This is a genomic window from Armatimonadota bacterium (genome assembly GCA_017303935.1).
Taxonomy (GTDB): Bacteria; Armatimonadota; Fimbriimonadia; order Fimbriimonadales; family Fimbriimonadaceae; genus JAFLBD01.
The window spans coordinates 207,706-226,445 of sequence record JAFLBD010000002.1 but is presented as its reverse complement, the minus strand read 5'-3'; the positions used below and the strand labels follow the sequence as shown (position 1 = coordinate 226,445).

The following is an 18,740-nucleotide window of genomic DNA, read 5'->3' as shown; positions in this document are numbered from 1 at the left end:
GTATCACTGCGCGCGCATCATCGAAGCGATCTCACTCTTGAAGTTCTCTTTGACGACGCGCCGTTTGACTTTTAGCGAAGGTGTCAGCTCGCCTGTTTCGAGCGAAAACGGCTTTGCTAGCAAGACGTGTTTCTTGACCATCTCGAATGGAGCCAGCGTCTTGTTGATCCTATCGATCTCCGACTTGATCAGCTTCTTGATCGGCTCGTGGAGGATCAGCTCTTCATCACTTTGAGTTTTGATTCCGGCCTTCTCGGCGTACGCCTTGACCCGGTCGAAGTCCGGCACGATCAAACCACAGATGTATTCCATGCCGTCGCCAAACAGAACGGCCTCGCCAATGTAAATCGATTCCTTGAGCTTGTTTTCGATGATTTGCGGCGCGACATTCTTGCCGTTACCTAGCACCAGTAGATCTTTCTTTCGATCGGTGATTTGGTATTTCCCGTTTGCCAATTGTTCGCCGATATCACCGGTGTGGAACCAGCCCTCAGGATCGATCGCAGCGGCAGTGTCCTCAGGCAAATTGTAATAACAGATCATGTTGCACTTGCCGCGAATGAGAATCTCGCCATCGTCCGCAATTTTCATCTCGATGTTTTTGAGCGGCGTGCCGATTGTGCGATAGTCCGAATCCTTGGGGCGATTGACGCAGATTCCGCTTGTCGTTTCGGTGAGACCATAGCCCTGGAGAATCTGGATACCGAATGCCCCGAAGAACTCGGCCACGTGTGCGGGCAGCGCTGCGCCGCCAGATACGAAGAATCTAAACCGACCGCCTAGTCTTTCGCGCACCTTGCCACCAACCAGCTTATCGAGAATTCCCGAAAGTGGAGCGACGCCACCCCGGAACTTGGTCGTACCTTGCTCCAAGGCCGCTTTGAACAGCTTTTGCCGGATTGGAGGAGCCGATTGAACTCCATCCAAGATTCGCCCACGCATGGCTTCGAGGAACCTTGGCACCGCAAGCATGACCGTGGGTTTGACCTTGAGAATGTCGTTTCCAATACTGGCCAAGTTCTGAGCGTAGGCAAGGGTCGCGCCGAGTCCTACCGGCAGGAAGTGGCCATTGATTCGCTCCATCACATGGCTGAGCGGCAAGAAACCTAAGAAAGTGTCGTTCTCGTCAAGCTCGATAGATTCGCGGATATTGGCGATGGTGTCCACGATCCCGCCATGAATGAGCACCGCGCCTTTGGGGTTTCCGGTCGTTCCGCTGGTGTAGATGATCGTGGCGACGTCTTCCAGGCTCACCTGCTGGATATGAGCATCCCACTCCGCTTGATCTTGTACGCAAGATTCTGCCATCACCTTCAGCTCAGAGAGCAGAATCGTTTTGACTCCGGGCATCTCACCGATTCGATTCTTCAGCTCATCCTTGCCACAAAATACAATCTTTGCGCCAGAATCTTTAACAATATATTGAGCCTGATCACTGGGCAGTGTCGGGTAAATCGGAACGGTGATGACGCCAAGCGTTTGCGCTGCCCAGTCAGTGAGTGCCCAATCAAAAGAGTTCTCGCTGTAGATGTTGATCGAGTCACCTTTCTTAAGTTCAAGCTGTTGCAAAGCCTTTGCATATTGCCCAACTCGTGCCCAAAGCTCAGTATAAGAAATTGGATGAAAGTCACCTTTTGTAGGGACAAGATGGCTCGTTTTCGATCCCCACTCTTTGCACGAGAGTTGGAGCAGATGTCCAAGCGACTTTGCTTGTCGAAAATATGGCCTCATGTTGTGATCTCCAATTTGGCGGCTTCCCAGGCGGACATCCCCCCAGCGACGCTCTTCACGTTCTCAAATCCCATTGCGACCAGCGTCTGAGCTGCCAGAGCGCTTCGATGCCCGCCGCCGCAAATGCACAAGTATTTCTTTGATCGATCTGCCATGTTTGCGTCTCGCTTTGGATGGCTGAGATCTGCCCGGACTTCCAAAAAGCCTCTAGGAACGTGATACGCACCAGGGATATGACCCGATTGGAATTCGTCTCCTTCCCTTACGTCAAGCACTGTCCAACCGTTCTTTCGTAATTCATCGGCGGCGTGAACGGAACATTCTTCGATCGAAGATAACGCCTCTTGAACAAAATCGGATAGCTGCTTTGGCATGATTGAGGGCGTTTATACCCGCTTAAATCGCCGCAGTTTGCTTCGCGTGCCAATATGCGCGCACCAATTCATCGGCCAGGATTTCAGGATTGGCGTCGATATGGGTCATCCCGCGCTGACTTAAAATCGCGCTAGCTTGTTCTCGCTGCCCCAAATTCCAAGCTAATGCCCCGAGATAGGCCAGGTCATTCTTGAACTCAATTGGGGATGAATCGATTTCCTTGAGCTGAGGATCGGAGACCCGGACGATAAACCAATGATGCCGCATTCGAATCGGCTTGATCCCGAGCACGATCTGCTCCGCAAACTCAGGATTATCCGCTTCGGTGAAAAGTACACAGAGTGCTCTGCGCTTCCAGCGTGTCGCAAAGTAGTGCATTGCCGGGACAAAGTTGGTTGAAATCGGCTTCGCTTTGAGGTCGTGGATCGCGTCCAGCAAGAGCGCGAGGTGTGCCCGGCCCTTGCGCGGCGGGATGAAATTGATCACTCGGTCAGCAAAGATGAAAAGCCCGACTTGATCGCCTGTTCGATTGGCAGCGTGCATCATGATCAGCGCGGTGTCTAGAACATGGTCCAGCTTGGTGCGACCATTGGCTTCGCTGAGCATCAATCGGCCGAGGTCGATCAGGATCATGACCGCCTGATTGTGTTCAATTTCGTAGTCTCGGACGACCAGCTTTCCGCGCCGAGCCGTCGATTTCCAGTCGATTCGGCGGTAGTCGTCATCGTGGTATTCGCGCAGAGATTCGAACTCGGATCCGGTGCCCTTGTATCTTGTTCTGCGCACGCCTTCCATTGGCGAAGAGCCCTTGCGGTTGAAAAGCGGAAACTCGCGAACTGCTTTGACATTCGGATATGTGAGCACTTCCGTCGGTTCGTTGACCGCGTATTGAACTTCACAGAGTCCGAGTGGAGCCTTCAGCCGGAAATAGGTTCCCTCGAAATAGTCAGTGCCTCTAAATTCCGGAACGACCTGGTACTTGTAGATCTTCTGTTCGCCCGGACGAAGGGTGAACGACTGCTCCTGGACCGACTTGGCAAACTGGAAAGGCGCTTCGTCAACAAACCGGCCAGAAATCGGAAGCGCACTCTCATTCGCGATCATCAGCTCGACGTCATTGGTGTTGTTCACCGAAAGCGCGGGGTCAATGATTCGCGTTACCTTGAGATGCTTTTGCTTCGGTACTTGTAACCGAGTGGCAAAGAGTCCGCCAAAGAGCACGATATTGAACGCAAGGACGAAATGCTCGAGACCTCCCACGAACGCACCTCCAATCGCCAGCAGAATGCCTGCCGAAAGGAGCCACCAAAACCGTTTGGTAGGAATGATCATCGCGTCAAATGGACTATACGCGGATTGACAGCGGAAGGATGAGCCTTTTTGCCACTAAACTCGAAACGAAACGGGTTGTTAGGCGGTAAAAACGAGTAAGCATTGAAAGATCGAGTTGCACTTTTGATTCCCGAAAAGGTGGTGGTGGCGTATCCTCTCGCCAGCATCGGTAGCCGCATGTCGGCGCAATTCATCGATTTTTTGGTGATCCTCGCGATCTTTATCGTCGGTGGTTTCATCGCTGGCCAGCTCTCGCTGTTTACAGGTGGATTGGCGACGGTCTTGCTAGTGATCCTCGCGGCGATGGCCCCGGTGATCTATTTCACGCTCTTTGAGGGTCTGGCGAATGGTCAGACGCCTGGAAAGAAGTCCGCCAGTATCAAAGTCTGTATGCTCGATGGGACACCAACCACGCTCGGTGCTGCTTTTGTTCGAAACCTCCTGCGTCCGGCGGATTCATTCCCGTTCTGCTACGCAGTGGGGATGGCTGCCGTGTTTGCCAGTTCCAGGCATCAACGCATCGGGGACATGCTCGCAGGCACTATCGTGGTGGATTGCCCCAAGAACACGTCGAATTATTCTCCTGCTCCGTACAAGGTTGGCGTTCATGCCATCGAATCCCAAGTAGGCAATCTGCGCGGTATGGAAATGACGGACTACATCGTGCTGAAAATGATCGCCGACCGGTACCCTGTACTGACTGAGGAGACTCGGCAACAATTGCTCAAGGAGATCTGGGAACCGTTCGCTGCCAAAATGCGCATCGAACCGAGAGAGGACCTCCATCCGGTGTATCAGATCGAAGCTGTGGTCATGAAGTATGGGCGACAGAAACAGTTGATCTAAAAACCGATGGAAAGCTGTGGGGAAAACTCGTTGAAACCCATTTGAGAAATTCAGCCCTTCTGACAATCACCCAAAAAGCAAGAAGTGATGTGGAGAAGCACCACCAGTTTCCCACCTGTGCCTTTGAACCTAGAATTTGATCATTTGAAGCGGTGGTTGTAGAGTTATCCACTTTTCCCGCCCTTCAGTAATCATCATAATTTATCTTTATATTCTCTCTTTCTTTCCGGAAGTGCCATGCTCGATCTGCTCCAGCTCTCCAATTTTAGAAACTACCGTGAGCAGACCTTGCGGTTTGAGTCTGGTGTGAATCTGATCGTTGGAGAGAATGCCCAAGGGAAGACAAATCTCTTGGAGTCGATCCATCTTTTGTCTTCTGGCAGGCTCCTTCGAGGACACCGTGACGTTGAGGCCATCTTGGACGGAGAATCAAAATCTGAAGTTGCGGGGGAACTTGCAGGTTCAGGTACCGAGCTAAAGGTTGTGATCGAGCAAGGCGTTCGCAAGCGCGTTTTCATCAATTCGGTTTCTTCGATTCGTGCCAGCGACCTCTTGGGCCGATTTCCTTCGGTTTCGTTCAGTAATTTCGATCTCGATATTGTTCGTGGAGATTCTTCCTGCCGACGTCTTTTCATGGATCACGAGCTTTCGCAGATTTATCCAGCATATCTGCGTCACCTCTCCCACTACAAACGCGCGCTAGAGCAGCGCAACGCCCTTCTGAGAGACATTGAGGGCAGGATGCCAATATTGGACCTGTTCGAGCCATGGGAGGCGCAAATGGCCGAGCACGGCACCGCATTGCGCCGTTACCGAAGCGAGTTTGCCAAAGAACTTGATCGTCGTGGCAGCGAGATTCATCATCAGATTGCTGAAGGTGAAACGCTCTCGATAGCGTATCAAGCGAAAGACGAAGGCGACCTTCTGACTTCGCTTTCAAATCGATCCCAAGATTTGGCGCGGAGGACGACCACGGTCGGGCCGCATAGAGACGATCTTGAAATCACCATCGATGGTCGCGGAGCACGGCATTTTGGATCTCAGGGACAACAGCGGACTGCCGCTCTTTCGATGAAACTCACCGTTCTCTATTTCGCGGTAAACATTCTCGGCGAGCCGCCCGTTGCTCTGCTCGATGATGTGTTTTCAGAACTGGACGAGAACCGGCGATCGAAGTTGCTCGAATGGGTTTCTGGTACAGCTTCTCAGACATTTCTGACTTGTACCGAGGAAAATCAGGCTGGTGATCAGCTTGCTAAAACAGCCAAGATATTTCGAGTAGATCACGGATCGGTAAGCGAAGCATGAAGCGACTGGATGGAGTTCTTGGAGAGGCATTGACCCAGCGTCAAGCCCTTCGCGCTGCGCGTGCCCAAATGCTCTTTCCTCGCTGGCACGAGATTGTCGGCGAAAAATTCGCCCAAAAGACAAAGCCTGATCGATATGAGAAGGGGGTTCTTTGGGTGACGGCTTCTGGCAGTGCTTGGGGCCAAGAGTTGCTATTCCGGGCGCCAATGATTGTCGCACGGTTTAACGAGATGGCTGACGAAGAACTGATCACAGAAATCAAGGTTTCGCGAGCCATGAAAAAAGCCAGGCCCGTCCAGCCGGAGGAGTAACAGTTTGTTAAAGGAATTTGATTCCAGGCCCGCACTGATCCTAACGCTTGCGCTTGCCCTCGGAATCGCCACCGCCCAAATCTGGTGGATTGGGTTCATTGCCTTTGCTCTATGTCTGTTTCCAAGCAAGAACTTATACAAATCTCTCGCTCTGCTCTGTGTAGGATTTGGCTTCATCTTTGGACCAAGAGCACCCTCACCGATCCAATCGACACAACTCATCAATGAGACTTTTTGGGTAGTTCAGTCACCAAAACCGACCCCCTATGGCGAGAAGTGCACCGTCACTGGTGCCAGCGGCACCTATATACTTTATCATCAGCCAGGCGATGGAATCGAGCTAGGAAGTAAGCTACTTATTAACGGTTATGCGAAGCCATTTAGTAGCAAACAGTGGGAAACTTATCGCTTTCAGGGAGTAAGAGGCACCCTTTCCCCACGCGGAAAGATTGTACATATTTCTAATGGATTAACGATTGCCAAATTGGGTGATGATCTAAGGCATAATTTTGCCAATATCTGTATCAATCGACTACCCAGCCAAGAGGCCAGCCTTTTGCGAGCGTTGTGCTTTAATGATGATGGCAGTTTGGACAAGGAGGCGCGGTCAAACCTCAGCAGGGCAGGAGTTATCCACATTATTTCCACCAGTGGATTGCACGTTTCTTTGATCGCGGGATTTATCACTTGGATTCTGGCCCGGCTCCCAATTCCTCGTGGAATTCAACTCATTTTGCTGTTTTCTGCGCTGATAATCATGGCGGCAGGGGCTGGATTCCGACCGCCGATGATTCGGTCGGTGGTCATGGCGATGCTGTTCTATAGTGCCTACCTGTGGAAAAGGGAAAGCGACACCCTGAACGCAATTGCCATCAGTGCGATGATCGTATTGTTGCTAGTTCCGAGCGCACTTTACGATTTAGGATTCCAGCTATCCTTTGTCACAACGATCGCGCTACTTTTCTCGCTGAATAGTGATCAGCAGCCAAGCCTAAAGCTTATCGATCGATTCAAGGATCATTCGATCAATAACTTTAAAACTAGTCTGTTTGCTACGCTTGGTGCGGCACCACTTTTGGCCTACCATTTTGGCTCGGTTTCGATCATTGGGTGCCTCACTAATGTATTGATTATCCCGCTGATTCCTTGGATAGTTTCTCTTGGGTTTATCGCTGCGGGTGTTGTCGGATTGAGCCCGGCAATGGCCGATTTGATATTCACCCGCTTAGTACAACCGCTGCTTTGGATACTCGAGCGAATCGTGGATATCGCAGCTGCGGTGCCTTTTGCCTCAGTTTCTGTGCCTTCATTCCATCCGGTTTTTGTGTTGCTGCTGTACTGCTTCCTTGGAATGTTGGTTGAGTTCAAAAGATCGCCCGCTCCGGAGGCTGTTTCACGTGAAACATCGGAGCGGGCAACGTCGACTTAGAGTCCGAGAGTCTGCTTCTTGCTCGCAGCGGCTTCCAACTTTCGCTTGAGTTCGGCAAGGGTTTCTTGCTCTCTTTCAACGATCTCTGGCTTGGCCCTTTCGACGAATTGAGGGTTGCTCAGTCGTTGCTCGAGCTTAGCAATCTCTTCGGATAGCTTCTTGACCTCAGAGTTGACCTTTATCCCGAGTTTGTTGAGGTCGATCATGTCCGTAATTGGAATGCCGATCTCGACTCCTTCTTCTGTCGTCTTGATGATCGTTTCTTGACCCGGCGAAGTGATAAGCTCGGTGATCCAGGCTTGTGAGCGCAGAATCTCATTGCCCTCTCCGAGATCGGAACTCACGACTGCATACGGAACCGGCTTTCTTGGATCGATTTCTAGATCAGCGCGGAGCGCACGTACAGCCCGAACGATGTTGAACCAACTCTGGACTTGTCGCTCGATTTTCTCATCGATGAACGCGGCATCGACTTCTGGCCAGTGGGATTGGGAGATGAATCCGGGCTTTTGCGCGACAAATTGATAGATTTCCTCCGTGATGTGCGGCATGATCGGATGCATGAGCTTTAGGAAGGCGTCCAAGCAGTAGCGCATCACAAAAATCGGAGTATCGCGCTGCTCTGGATCGTTGATCCTTGGCTTGGCGACCTCGATATACCAATCGCAGTACTCTGACCAGAAGAACTGATACATCGCTTGGCATGCGCGCTGGAAGTCGAACTCTTCATAGGCTTCGGTGACCAGTTCGATCGTGAGATGGAGCCTAGTCAGAAGCCATTTGTCGATAGTTTCGAGGCGAAGAGGTTGCTTCGCGGTCTCGAAACCAGGTTGCATGATCAGGAACCTAGAAGCATTCCAGATCTTGTTGCAGAAGTTTCGGGCGTCCTCGGTCTTCTTTTCGCTGTAACGAATCTCTTGGTTTGAACCTGCTTGACTTAGCAAAGTGAATCTTAACGCATCCGCGCCTACTTTCTCGATGACTTCAGTCGGATCGACTCCGGTGCCAAGAGATTTCGACATCCGGCGTCCATCAGCTGCCATCACCGTGGCATGGATGCAGACCTTGTCGAACGGAATCTGCTTGCAGACATCCATCCCCATCATGATCATCCGCGCGACCCAGAGATAAATGATGTTCCTGTCGGTCACGAGGACGGAAGTTGGGTACCGTTCTTCCAGGAGTTCCGTCTTTTTGGGCCAGCCAAGAGTGGCAAACGGCCATAAGCCGCTACTGAACCAAGTGTCCAAGACGTCGTCGTCCTGTCGCACGATTTTGTCATCGCCAGCTTGCTTTTGCGCCTCATCCCAGCTCAGAGCGGCAACAGCGGCACCGGATTGTGTGTAATAAACCGGAATTCGGTGGCCCCACCAAAGCTGACGGCTGATGCACCAGTCGCGAATGTTCTCCATCCAGTCAAGGTAAACCTTGGTGTAGCGCTCTGGGGTGAAAGTGATTTTGCCCTCTTTCACCACGGCAATGGCGTCCTTGGCGAGTTCGGTTTGCTTCACAAACCACTGTTCACTGAGAAGGGGTTCCACGACTTCACCGCTTCGGTCGCTAACGATGAGCGCGATCGCATGATCTTCGATCTTGACGAGGAATCCACCGTCTTCAAGGTCTTGTACGATGCGCTTTCTGGCTTCGTAGCGGTTCAATCCAAAATAGGGACCTTCCAGGCACACATTGGCGGACTCATCAAGAATCACTGGCATTTCTAGCCCGTGCCGCGCGCCAACTTCGTAGTCGTTGGGATCATGTGCCGGCGTAATCTTGACCGCACCTGTACCAAATTCAGGATCGGGGTACTGATCCGCGATAATAGGAATCTGTCGGTTGGAAAGCGGGAGGATAACCATCTTTCCGATCTTGTCCGTGTACCGTTTGTCCGTGGGGTGAACGGCAACGGCTACGTCGCCAAGCATAGTTTCTGGCCGGGTTGTGGCGACGATGACTTCACCCGATCCGTCAGCGTAAGGGTATCGGATGTGATAGAGCTTTCCTTGCGTGTCTTTTCGCAGGGTTTCGATGTCGCTCACGCTGGTTTTTAGAACCGGGTCCCAGTTCACCACGCGCTTTCCGCGATAAATCAGACCTCGATTGAACCAATCAATAAAGATCTGTAATACTGCCCCGGCGTAATCTGGATCAAGGGTAAATCGGCTCTTTGACCAATCAAATCCGCATCCGAGGAGCCTAAACTGGTTCAAAATGGTGTCACCGCTGACCTTGCGCCACTCCCAAGTCTTCTCTACAAAGGCATCGCGTCCAATATCAGAGGGTGAAATGCCTTGCGCCTTGAGTTGCTTTGTCACGACGCTCTGGGTTGCAATCCCTGCGTGGTCTTGACCAGGCACGATAAGGACGTCATAGCCCTTGAGCTGTTTGTATCGACCGATGGCGTCCTGCGTTGGATAGCAGAGGCTGTGCCCCATGTGGAGGCTACCAGTGATGTTTGGGGGCGGAATAGTGATCGTGTACTTGGCCTTTTTAGGATCGTTCGTTTCCTTAAACAATCCGGCCGATTCCCATTGGGAATACCACTTTGACTCTACGATGGCTGCATCGTACTTAGGTGTAAGTTCCATGTTGTATCCTGTTTTCATGTCCTGAAAACAGGATGATTTTACCTAGTTTGAACTTGTTTCACGTGAAACACCCGACCGTGAATCGAACAGGTTGCGGATAACCTCGTCTAGGGTGATGTCTTCCAAGGCGATGTCAGCAACGGGAAGGCTGCCAAGGACTGCCGCGGTGATCTGAGGAGTGTCGGCCCGAGGAATGCTGAGGAGCACCGTGTTCTCTTCGGTCTCATCTTCGCCCGCTTCGATGATCTTTCCGAATTTGGCGAGGTCGGCGTTGTCGACCTGCGCACTAAACCGAAGTCGAAGCATCTTTTGATCAGAATAGTCTTGCATCAATCGGTTCAGCGTGCCATCGAACATGATTTGCCCGTGATCGATGAGGATCACTCGTTCACAAAGCTCCTTCACATCTTGCATGTAATGGCTGGTCAAGAGGATGGTGCTCTTCTGGTTTCGATTGAATTCTGCGAGGAAGTCTCGAATGCGTTGCTGGCTTACGAGATCGAGCCCAATCGTGGGCTCATCGAGGAAGATCACGCGTGGAAGATGGATTAGACTGGCCACGAGCTCGCACTTCATTCGCTCGCCAAGACTCATTTTGCGCACCTGGGTGTTCACTTTGTCTTTCAGTTGGAGCTCATCAAGAAGAAATTCGATCCGCTTGTCAAAGTCTGCCTGCGGTACATCATAGAGTTCTTTGAGGACTATGAAACTCTCCATCGCAGGAAGATCCCACCAAAGTTGATTCTTGTTCCCCATTACCAGCGAAATCTGTCGGAGGTACTCGGTATTGCGCTTCCAGGGTTCGAATCCAAGGATTCTGATTTGACCAGAGGTCGGATGCAATATGCCGCTCAGCATCTTGAGCACAGTTGTCTTTCCGGCGCCGTTTGGGCCCAGAAATCCGACTAACTCACCTTCCTCAATGGTGAAGCTAACATCAGAGACCGCAACTTTGGCTTCCTTCTCCCGGCTAAAGAGGCTCTTTAGCGCTCCAGACACCCCAGGCTGCTTCTTGACAGAATAATAGGTCTTGCACAGGTTTTGGATTTCAATAGTGGACATTTTTGGATTACCTGTAAAGCAGAATCAGTGCGGTGATTGGGAGTGCTGACATGAGCATAGAATCGATTCGATCTAAAATGCCGCCGTGCCCAGGAAGAATATCCCCGGAGTCTTTGGCATGGAAGCTCCTTTTGATTGCACTTTCGAAGAGATCACCAGCTTGGCCCAATATTCCGGCGACTAAGCCTACCAAGAGTCCTTGCTTTGGTGTTATTCCGATCGATGTAGCCACCGCATAGGCGAAAACCACACACGCTAGCAGGTATCCGATAGAACCCTCAACCGTTTTGCTCGGAGAAATTTTTGGGGCAAGCAGTCTCTTGCCAAACTTCTTTCCAACAAAGATAGCAGCACTATCTCCCGCCCAAACGGGGATCAGAGCCATGAGCAGAGGGTTTGGTGCCCACCAGACCGCTTGGACCTTTGGAATTGAGTAGTGAAGCAGCACTAACGATAGCAATGGACAGAGCACCCACAGCAATCCCGGCACCAAAATGCGCTTATCACCCTCTTTTCTCAAGAAAAATAAAATTAGGAAAACGGAGCCAAAAAACAACAAGGAAAGCCAAAAAATCACCTTATCGTAAGCGTAATCATAATGATCTTTCAAAAAGTACCCTGCAGCTAGAAGTGCGGTGGCTGAGAGGCCAGGGATCAACAGGCTCTTTTTGTCTTGCAGAATGAGGACTTCGCGAGTGCCAAAAAATGCACAAATAATCGCGAGAATGAAAACGGGGATGGATGAGGTGGAGAAGACAAGGGTCAGCACAGTCGGGGCAAGGATTAGCGCCGTCAGGATTCGCTGCTTCATAGGGTCCACGCGAGCGCCGCACCGCGCCCAATGAACCTAGTATGACGCAAAACGAGCTTAGTTAATAACGCCGTGCATTTTGCGTTTGACTCGTTGCAACGCGTTGTCGATCGACTTTGTGTGGCAATGCAACTCCGAGCTGATTTCCTGATAAGTCTTTCCGTCCAGGTAACTGCTGAGCACGTGCAGTTCTAGATCGGAGAGGCGTTCGCTTGCCTGAGCCATAAAGTCAGCAGGGATCTGGTCGCCAAGAACAATCGTCTCTGGGCTATGGCTTGGAATGTCCGCGATCTGCTCGACTGAAAACTCTTCGAGACCTTCATCGCCGTTGATCAGGATGGCCGCGCTCATATTCAGCGGCAGATGCTTGTTTCTGGTGGCAGCTTTGACGGCAGAGATGATCTGTCGGGTCACACACAGTTCTGCGAAGGAACGGAATCGGTTCTCCCGATCCTCTCGGTAATCCCGGATGGCTTTACACAGGCCGATCATTCCTTCCTGGATAACGTCGTCCCGTTCCGCGCCTTGAACAAAGTAGGTCTTTGCTTTGGATTCAACAAGAACCCGATATCGGTCTACCAGCGTTTCGGTAGCGTATGGGTCACCCATGTTTGAGAGATGGACGACTTCTTCGTCCTGGAGGCTTCTGTAGCCCCTCTGTTCACATCCAGTGTAGTGGTAGCTCATGGAAGGGTCTCACCCTTACTTTCATTGTAAGACGATCCACAGAATCTGTCAAGGACAAAATTGGCAAGAGCGTGCCACTTTAATTAAGAAAGCCCGAATATCCTCAGAAAGGAATAATTCGGGCTTTTTTGTAAAGATTTGAACTTAATTATTAGTTCACGATGATCTTGATCGGATTGGTGGTGAATGGCTTCTTTAGGCCATAAACATCGGCGATCGTGCAAGTGACGGAGTAGGTGCCTGGGACGCGGAATCGTCGATTGACGCCTTGACCTTCTGCTTCGCTCTTTGAACCGTCACCCGCTGTGATCGTCCAGGTGTATTTCAGAACAGTAGCTCCTGCGAAGCCGTTGGCTTGCAGCGGCACCACTTGGTCGGTCCCGATGTTCATATCACTAGTGATGACTTCACCAAAAATTGGAGTCGCATCATTCATCAGCTTGATTTCGCCAACGTAAAACGTTGCCGTTGTGGAACCCGACATTGCGATTCGAGAAACCATCTTGTTGGTTGCATTGAATCCGGTGATCGCTTGAAGCGGCACGCCCACCTGTCGCCAACCCTTCTCATTTGGCCGGCTTGTCGTGATCGGAAGATAGATCTCGCTGTTCTTGTTATCCGACGTGCCAACGATGAGGCGAATCATGTTGAATTCAGGAGTTTCAACAGTTGCAGTTGACGTCGGTTGACCGCCGCCGTTGCCTCGAGAGCCGCCGGGTTGACCTCCGCCTTCTCGACCACCGTCATCACCTAATCCAGTTGTGCCCGATCCGCTTCCGGCAGAACCCGCGCCTGGGCCTCGTGATCCTCCACCAGTTCCCATGGTCGCCTTATCGTCGAGGACTCGGACCGTGAGCATCAACAGGTTGTTTGGATCGGCAGATGCGCCGGACAGATTCAAGACATCCTTGAATGTCATGATCCCGCCCTGGAAGAAGTTTCGGGTGCTCACGCGAATCGAATTCGCGCCTTCGTAAGCGAGCTCATCGGTTTCATTGATGGTGCCGCTACCCCAGCCGAAAACGCTGATCCCTTGATCCTTGATCGACCGGGTTGGATTGTATAGCTCGCTTTGAGCCAGGGCACTAGACGCGCTGGACACGAGCAGAATTGCAAAGCCGAAAAACTTGTTCATAACGAAGCGTTCCTGATTATAGATTACGACTGAGGTGCAAAGCGGATACGTTCAATATCTAGCGCGCGCCCACTTTCCCTTTCGATTTCGATGACTACGCCGTAGATTACTCCAGGACCATCTGCAACCTCAAATCTTGCTGGCATTCCGGTGATAAATTTTCGAAGAACGATGTCGCGATCCATACCGATCACCCCATTTTGAGGTCCGGTCATGCCGACATCGGTGATGTATGCCGTGCCGCCTGGCAGAACCTTCTCGTCTGCGGTTTGAATATGCGTGTGGGTACCAACGACAGCCGACGCTCTTCCCTCGGCGTGGTAACCAAAGGCGACTTTTTCACTCGTTGCTTCGGCATGAAAGTCGATGAACCAATGATCGCCACCCTGTTTAACCAAACGGTTAAATGCAGCGAAGGGGTCGTCGTAGGAGTCCAAAAAAACTCTCCCGCAGATGTTCGCGATATTTATAGTAATTTCATCTTTTTGAACCTGAATGTGACCCCGACCCGGTGTACCTTCGGGCATATTGATCGGTCGAACAATCGGTTTGTTTGAGTTCAGATAATCTCCGATTTCCCTCTTATTAAAGGCGTGGTTCCCGAGTGTTATCGCATCCGCGCCGTATCGGTAAAGCTCTTCACAGATATCGGGCGTGATCCCAACTCCGGCTGCCGAATTTTCGCCGTTGATAATCGTGAAAAGTGGCTGATGTATATCTTGGAGCGCTGGCAATCCATCGCGCACAGCCACTCGGCCAGGCTTCCCCATCACGTCCCCTAAAAACAAAATCCTATAGCTGCCACTCATTTCGCGATACTCTGGGTTCGGAATTCTCGGATCACGGTCACTTTGATTTGCCCGGGATACTTGATGTCGGATTGAATCTTTTCGGCGATCTGATTGGCCAATTCGACTGCATTAGAGTCGTCCACATGGCTGGAATTGACGACGACTCGAATCTCACGGCCCGATTGAATGGCGTACGACTTTTCTACACCGTCGAAACGGTCAGCGATTTTTTCAAGTTCAGCCATTCGCTTGATGAAGTTATCCGTGCTTTCTCGCCGTGCTCCTGGTCTTGCGGCGCTCAAAGTGTCCGCAATGATCACGATTTGAGCCACCAGCGAGTCGGGTTCGATTTCATGATGATGCGCGCCGACAGCCTTGGTGACTTCGAGCGGTAATCCGTTTTCGATTAGGAACTTCATACCTGCAAGCGCATGCGTATCACCGTATTCTGGAGGAAGAGACTTGCCGATGTCGTGAAGGAAACCTGCGGTTTTCGCATGGTTAGGATCCAATCCCAGCTCGGCGCTGATCATGGTGCAGAGCTGGGCGGTTTCAATGCTGTGATCCAAAACGTTTTGCGCAACACTCGTGCGAAATCTCAGCAGTCCCATCTGCTTGAGAATCGGTGGACTCAAATCGTTGACTTGAGCTTTGATCGCGGCCTCTTGGCCAAGTTCTAGCGCGGCGATGTTCAGTTCTTCTTTTGCTTTTTCGTAGATCTCCTCGATACGTCCCGGGTGTATCCGGCCATCAAGCATTAGATTCAGTAGAGTTAATCGCGCAGTTTCTCTGCGTAGGGGATCGAACGAACTGATCGTCACCGATTCGGGGGTTTCGTCGATGAGTAAATCGACACCGGTAACTTGCTCGAAGGCCTTGATATTTCGTCCTTCGCGGCCAATAAGGCGACCCTTCATCTCTTCGTTCGGGAGTTGGATGATGAGCGCAGCGCTTTCCGCTGCAGTCGCCGCTGCGATCCGTCCCATCGAGGCCACAAGAATCGCAGCAGAACGTTCTTTTGCTTCGGCGGTTGCCTCACTCACCATTTGGTTAATGGTGGACCGAGTTCGCTTTTCCGCGGCGTCAAGAACCTTTTTATCTGCGTCTTCTGGTGTGATTGACGCGATCTCTTTCCGTGAGCGCTCAAGTTCAGCAGCCTCATGGGCGAATGCCTCACGATCCTTCTGGATTTGTTCGCGTTCAGCATCAAGTTGTGCGACCCTAACCTTATGGTGAGTATTCAGTCGCCAGAACGCGGCACCGATCGCAGCAGCGATGATGAGAAATTCCGCAATCCAGCGTATGAGTTCGGGTGGCATTAGTCCGTATCCAGGAAGCGATCCGAAATGGATTCTAAGATTTCTACTGAGAAACCTTTCCTTCCTAGATATTGAATTATGGCGGAAGGTTTATCGCCGGATTCTAACCTTTTGGTTAAGATCGCTTCGGCGCGAGCGCGCTGGACATCCAGCGGCATCCAAGATTCGGCGAGCTGCTCGGAGTCTTCTTCAGAGACTCCTCGCCTGACAAGTGCAGCATACAGGTCGGCTGGCCCGGTGTTACTGCGTCGCCAGAGTCGATCGGAAATCGATTCTTGAACTTGAGCATCGTCGATATAGCCCCATTTAACCAATTGGTTAATAGCTTGCTGTGCCGATTCAGTGTCAATTCCTTTTCGCACGAGTTTCTCTTCGAGCTGGTGCGAAAACAGTTCGGACCGCCCTAGAAGTTCTAAGGCGATCCGCATGACATCAACGAAGTTTGAAGAGGAGTTCAATCTTCAGGTGGTTCTTCTTCGTCGTCGTCTTGGACTTCAACCACTGCCGAAGCGCGCTCGACCTTGAAAGCTTCGCGCACTTTTTGATCCAGCTCGTTGAAAATCTCAGGGTGTTCGTTGAGGAAGTTGCGGGCATTATCGCGACCTTGCCCCAGCCGTGTTTCCCCGTAGTTGTAGAACGTACCGCTCTTGGTGATCATATTTCGCAGGACCGCGATATCGAGAAGGTCACCGGCCCTGCTAATCCCTTCACCAAAGATCGTATCGAACTCCGCATTTCGGAACGGTGGAGCCACCTTGTTTTTAACGACTTTGACCTTGGTTCGGGCGCCAATCTGATCGGTACCCACCTTGATCGCTTCACCCTTTCGAACTTCGAGACGAACGCTCGCCCAGAACTTGAGCGCGCGACCGCCAGGCGTCGTTTCAGGGTTGCCGTACATCACCCCAATCTTTTCGCGAAGTTGATTGATGAAAATCGCGATCGTCTTGGACTTGCTGATATTGCCGCCGAGTTTTCGGAGCGCTTGACTCATCATTCGAGCCTGAACACCAACAAAACTATCTCCCATTTCACCTTCGATTTCAGCGCGCGGGACAAGAGCGGCGACCGAGTCCAGAACGACGACATCCACCGCGCCAGATCGAACAAAGGTGTCCATGATTTCTAGGGCCTCTTCTCCGCTCGTTGGTTGGCTGATGTAGAGCTTTTCAATATCGACTCCGAGGGCCTTTGCGTATTCGACATCCAGGGCGTGCTCAGCATCTACAAAGAGGGCAAGCCCGCCCATCTTTTGAGCTTCGGCGATGATATGGAGGGCGAGAGTCGTCTTACCGCAAGATTCACCGCCGTAGATTTCTGCAATCCGTCCACGTGGTAGTCCACCGATACCCAGTGCCATATCAAGACTGAGTGCGCCAGTGGGGATAGCCTCAATTGGCTCTCGATCGTTGGAGCCCAATCGCATGATCGCGCCTTTGCCGAACGATTTTTCGATTTGGCTCAAGGCCGCTTCTAGCTTTCGTTCTCGATCACTGTTGTTTGCACTCCTTTCAACCGGGGCAGATTCGCTGGTATTGGTCTTTTTCTTCATCATTTCCGATGTCCTCTACTCAATTTCACATGCAATATATCACAAATGCTCGTCAATCGTCTACTGATGTGTCTACATAATATAGCGTATCACAACTGGTAAGAGTTGTAGCAAGTAGATTTGCTAGTTATCACCTTCTTAATTTCTTCCAATGCCGAATTCATGTATATTTAAGGGGATGCCCCTGCATTTTGCGGGTGTAAGATAAAGGTTGGATCATGAAATCGCTTTTGCAACGAATGTTTGTAGGTGTCGTGCTAGGAATTCTTGCCACAAGTTTTGCGCAAGCCATTTCCTTCTCGGCTGTTACGGTTGTGGTGGGTGGCCCATCCTCTGTAACTAATGTTGGAACGGATGGACGAGCTGTTTCGATGCCGCTTTTTGATCAAGCTGGTGTCGGAAGCAACACGGCGACGATTTCTTACACAGTCACTGCAAGTGCGGGCAAGTACCTCAGCGAAATCTTGATGCAACCAAATGGATCGCTGGAAGGTGGGGCGTCTCTCGCCATTTCCGCCGTACACGTTAGCAGCACGACCGCCACATTGAATCAGACCGAGCCAAGCCTGACGCCAGCCTTGTTGGTAGGAAACGCCACCGCGCTTTCCGGCCAGAACACAAGTCTGAACGTGACGATGAGTCTGACTCTTTCGGGAAACAGTGTTGACAGCTACGGCAAAGTCAGCGTGATGCAATTTATTTACCGAGAACAGGCCGTTCCAGAGCCTGCCACGATGCTGGCGCTGGGTTCTGGCTTGCTGGCTCTCCTGAAGCGAAGGAAGAAGTAATCCTATGAAAATGAAATCATTGGGCGTTGTTGCGCTCGTTATTTGTGTTGCTGGAGCCCACGCGGCTTATACGACTACGTCGTTCATCATGTCGGTGCCAACCGCGACTTCATCTGAATCGCAAGGACCATTGAATATTTCCCGAATGCTCAACGGCTTCATTGTCGGGCCTGGTGGCCGTGGCAATATCGCCTGGACACTGGACTACGATCGAGGTACTCAACCACCACTCAACGTAGCCAAGTTGATCATCAAGGGCGCAGTATTTTCTGGCACCACACTTCGAATTCGAGGCACTGAGAACGTTTTCGACACCACAGGAGCTTCGACTTTGATCGGTTCGGGGCTTTTGGCTCAAGATGTCGTTTCGAGCGGTCCAGACGTGAACTTCGTTGCAACTCTAGTGATTCCGTTCTCGCAACCAAGCACCAAGGGATTCATCAGCAAGGACATGTCGTTCCGAGCATTGAACGGTGGCCAAGGCTTCCGAATCGATTCCGTGGAGCAGGTTTACGAAGCTGTTCCAGAGCCTACATCGATGATTGCAATGGGCGTTGGGCTCGTAGCACTTGCTCGAAAGCGACGAAAGTAACTCTTTTTGATTCTCCTTTTCTCACAAAGGTCAGCCAAATTGGCTGGCCTTTGTTGTTTTTGCCTTAGACCTTGGTCAAAATG

18 protein-coding genes are annotated in these 18,740 nt (G+C 51.4%); 6 read left to right on the top strand and 12 right to left on the bottom strand.

Annotation, left to right across the window (positions count from 1 at the left end; translation table 11 throughout):
* Positions 1-3: 3 nt before the first annotated feature.
* The 3 genes from J0L72_05695 to J0L72_05685 are packed head-to-tail and all read right to left on the bottom strand — an operon-like array spanning position 4 to position 3,438.
* On the bottom strand, positions 4-1,731 hold the full coding sequence (locus tag J0L72_05695) for a long-chain fatty acid--CoA ligase (GenBank protein ID MBN8690268.1): 1,728 nt from the start codon (positions 1,729-1,731) through the stop codon (positions 4-6).
* Positions 1,728-2,105 carry a hypothetical protein gene (locus tag J0L72_05690; protein MBN8690267.1) on the bottom strand — a complete coding sequence of 126 codons (378 nt, stop codon included), beginning with the start codon at positions 2,103-2,105 and terminating at the stop codon, positions 1,728-1,730. Before J0L72_05690 ends, J0L72_05695 begins: the two co-directional genes overlap by 4 nt.
* A 22-nt stretch (positions 2,106-2,127) precedes the next feature.
* Positions 2,128-3,438 (bottom strand): DUF58 domain-containing protein, encoded by a 1,311-nt coding sequence (locus tag J0L72_05685; GenBank protein ID MBN8690266.1) that lies wholly within the window; start codon positions 3,436-3,438, stop codon positions 2,128-2,130.
* A 102-nt stretch (positions 3,439-3,540) separates the two neighbouring features.
* Here J0L72_05685 and J0L72_05680 point away from each other — a divergent pair, with 102 nt between their 5' ends.
* The 4 genes from J0L72_05680 (at position 3,541) to J0L72_05665 (ending at position 7,332) form a co-directional block, all read left to right on the top strand.
* On the top strand, positions 3,541-4,284 hold the full coding sequence (locus J0L72_05680) for an RDD family protein (protein ID MBN8690265.1): 744 nt from the start codon (positions 3,541-3,543) through the stop codon (positions 4,282-4,284).
* Positions 4,285-4,521: 237 nt separating this feature from the next.
* Positions 4,522-5,592 (top strand): DNA replication/repair protein RecF, encoded by a 1,071-nt coding sequence (gene recF, locus J0L72_05675; GenBank protein MBN8690264.1) that lies wholly within the window; start codon positions 4,522-4,524, stop codon positions 5,590-5,592.
* Positions 5,589-5,903, top strand: a complete 315-nt coding sequence (locus tag J0L72_05670; GenBank protein ID MBN8690263.1) for a DUF721 domain-containing protein — start codon at positions 5,589-5,591, stop codon at positions 5,901-5,903. Before recF ends, J0L72_05670 begins: the two co-directional genes overlap by 4 nt.
* 4 nt (positions 5,904-5,907) lie before the next feature.
* Entirely contained in the window at positions 5,908-7,332 is a 1,425-nt protein-coding gene (locus J0L72_05665; protein ID MBN8690262.1) for a ComEC/Rec2 family competence protein, read from the top strand.
* Here the strand turns inward: J0L72_05665 and J0L72_05660 are convergent.
* The 9 genes from J0L72_05660 to recA form a co-directional block, all read right to left on the bottom strand.
* Positions 7,329-9,938 carry a valine--tRNA ligase gene (locus tag J0L72_05660; GenBank protein MBN8690261.1) on the bottom strand — a complete coding sequence of 870 codons (2,610 nt, stop codon included), beginning with the start codon at positions 9,936-9,938 and terminating at the stop codon, positions 7,329-7,331. The genes J0L72_05665 and J0L72_05660 overlap by 4 nt on opposite strands.
* A 24-nt stretch (positions 9,939-9,962) precedes the next feature.
* Complete coding sequence (locus J0L72_05655) at positions 9,963-10,982, bottom strand: ATP-binding cassette domain-containing protein (GenBank protein ID MBN8690260.1); 1,020 nt, start codon at positions 10,980-10,982, stop codon at positions 9,963-9,965.
* Positions 10,983-10,989: 7 nt separating this feature from the next.
* Entirely contained in the window at positions 10,990-11,793 is an 804-nt protein-coding gene (locus J0L72_05650) for a phosphatidate cytidylyltransferase (GenBank protein MBN8690259.1), read from the bottom strand.
* A gap of 57 nt (positions 11,794-11,850) precedes the next feature.
* On the bottom strand, positions 11,851-12,480 hold the full coding sequence (gene sigH / locus J0L72_05645) for an RNA polymerase sporulation sigma factor SigH (protein ID MBN8690258.1): 630 nt from the start codon (positions 12,478-12,480) through the stop codon (positions 11,851-11,853).
* A gap of 151 nt (positions 12,481-12,631) precedes the next feature.
* A complete protein-coding gene (locus J0L72_05640) occupies positions 12,632-13,615 on the bottom strand; it encodes a hypothetical protein (GenBank protein ID MBN8690257.1) in 984 nt (327 codons plus the stop codon).
* Positions 13,616-13,638: 23 nt separating this feature from the next.
* Positions 13,639-14,424 (bottom strand): TIGR00282 family metallophosphoesterase, encoded by a 786-nt coding sequence (locus tag J0L72_05635; protein ID MBN8690256.1) that lies wholly within the window; start codon positions 14,422-14,424, stop codon positions 13,639-13,641.
* Entirely contained in the window at positions 14,421-15,725 is a 1,305-nt protein-coding gene (gene rny, locus J0L72_05630) for a ribonuclease Y (protein ID MBN8690255.1), read from the bottom strand. The genes J0L72_05635 and rny overlap by 4 nt, the downstream gene beginning before the upstream one ends.
* Positions 15,725-16,183 (bottom strand): RecX family transcriptional regulator, encoded by a 459-nt coding sequence (locus J0L72_05625; GenBank protein MBN8690254.1) that lies wholly within the window; start codon positions 16,181-16,183, stop codon positions 15,725-15,727. Before J0L72_05625 ends, rny begins: the two co-directional genes overlap by 1 nt.
* Complete coding sequence (gene recA, locus J0L72_05620; GenBank protein ID MBN8690253.1) at positions 16,180-17,277, bottom strand: recombinase RecA; 1,098 nt, start codon at positions 17,275-17,277, stop codon at positions 16,180-16,182. The genes J0L72_05625 and recA overlap by 4 nt, the downstream gene beginning before the upstream one ends.
* Before the next feature lie 218 nt (positions 17,278-17,495).
* On the opposite strand from recA, the gene J0L72_05615 reads away from it, so the two are divergent.
* Positions 17,496-18,065, top strand: a complete 570-nt coding sequence (locus tag J0L72_05615) for a PEP-CTERM sorting domain-containing protein (GenBank protein ID MBN8690252.1) — start codon at positions 17,496-17,498, stop codon at positions 18,063-18,065.
* Between the two features lie 4 nt (positions 18,066-18,069).
* Positions 18,070-18,657 (top strand): PEP-CTERM sorting domain-containing protein, encoded by a 588-nt coding sequence (locus J0L72_05610; protein MBN8690251.1) that lies wholly within the window; start codon positions 18,070-18,072, stop codon positions 18,655-18,657.
* Positions 18,658-18,740: the final 83 nt, after the last annotated feature.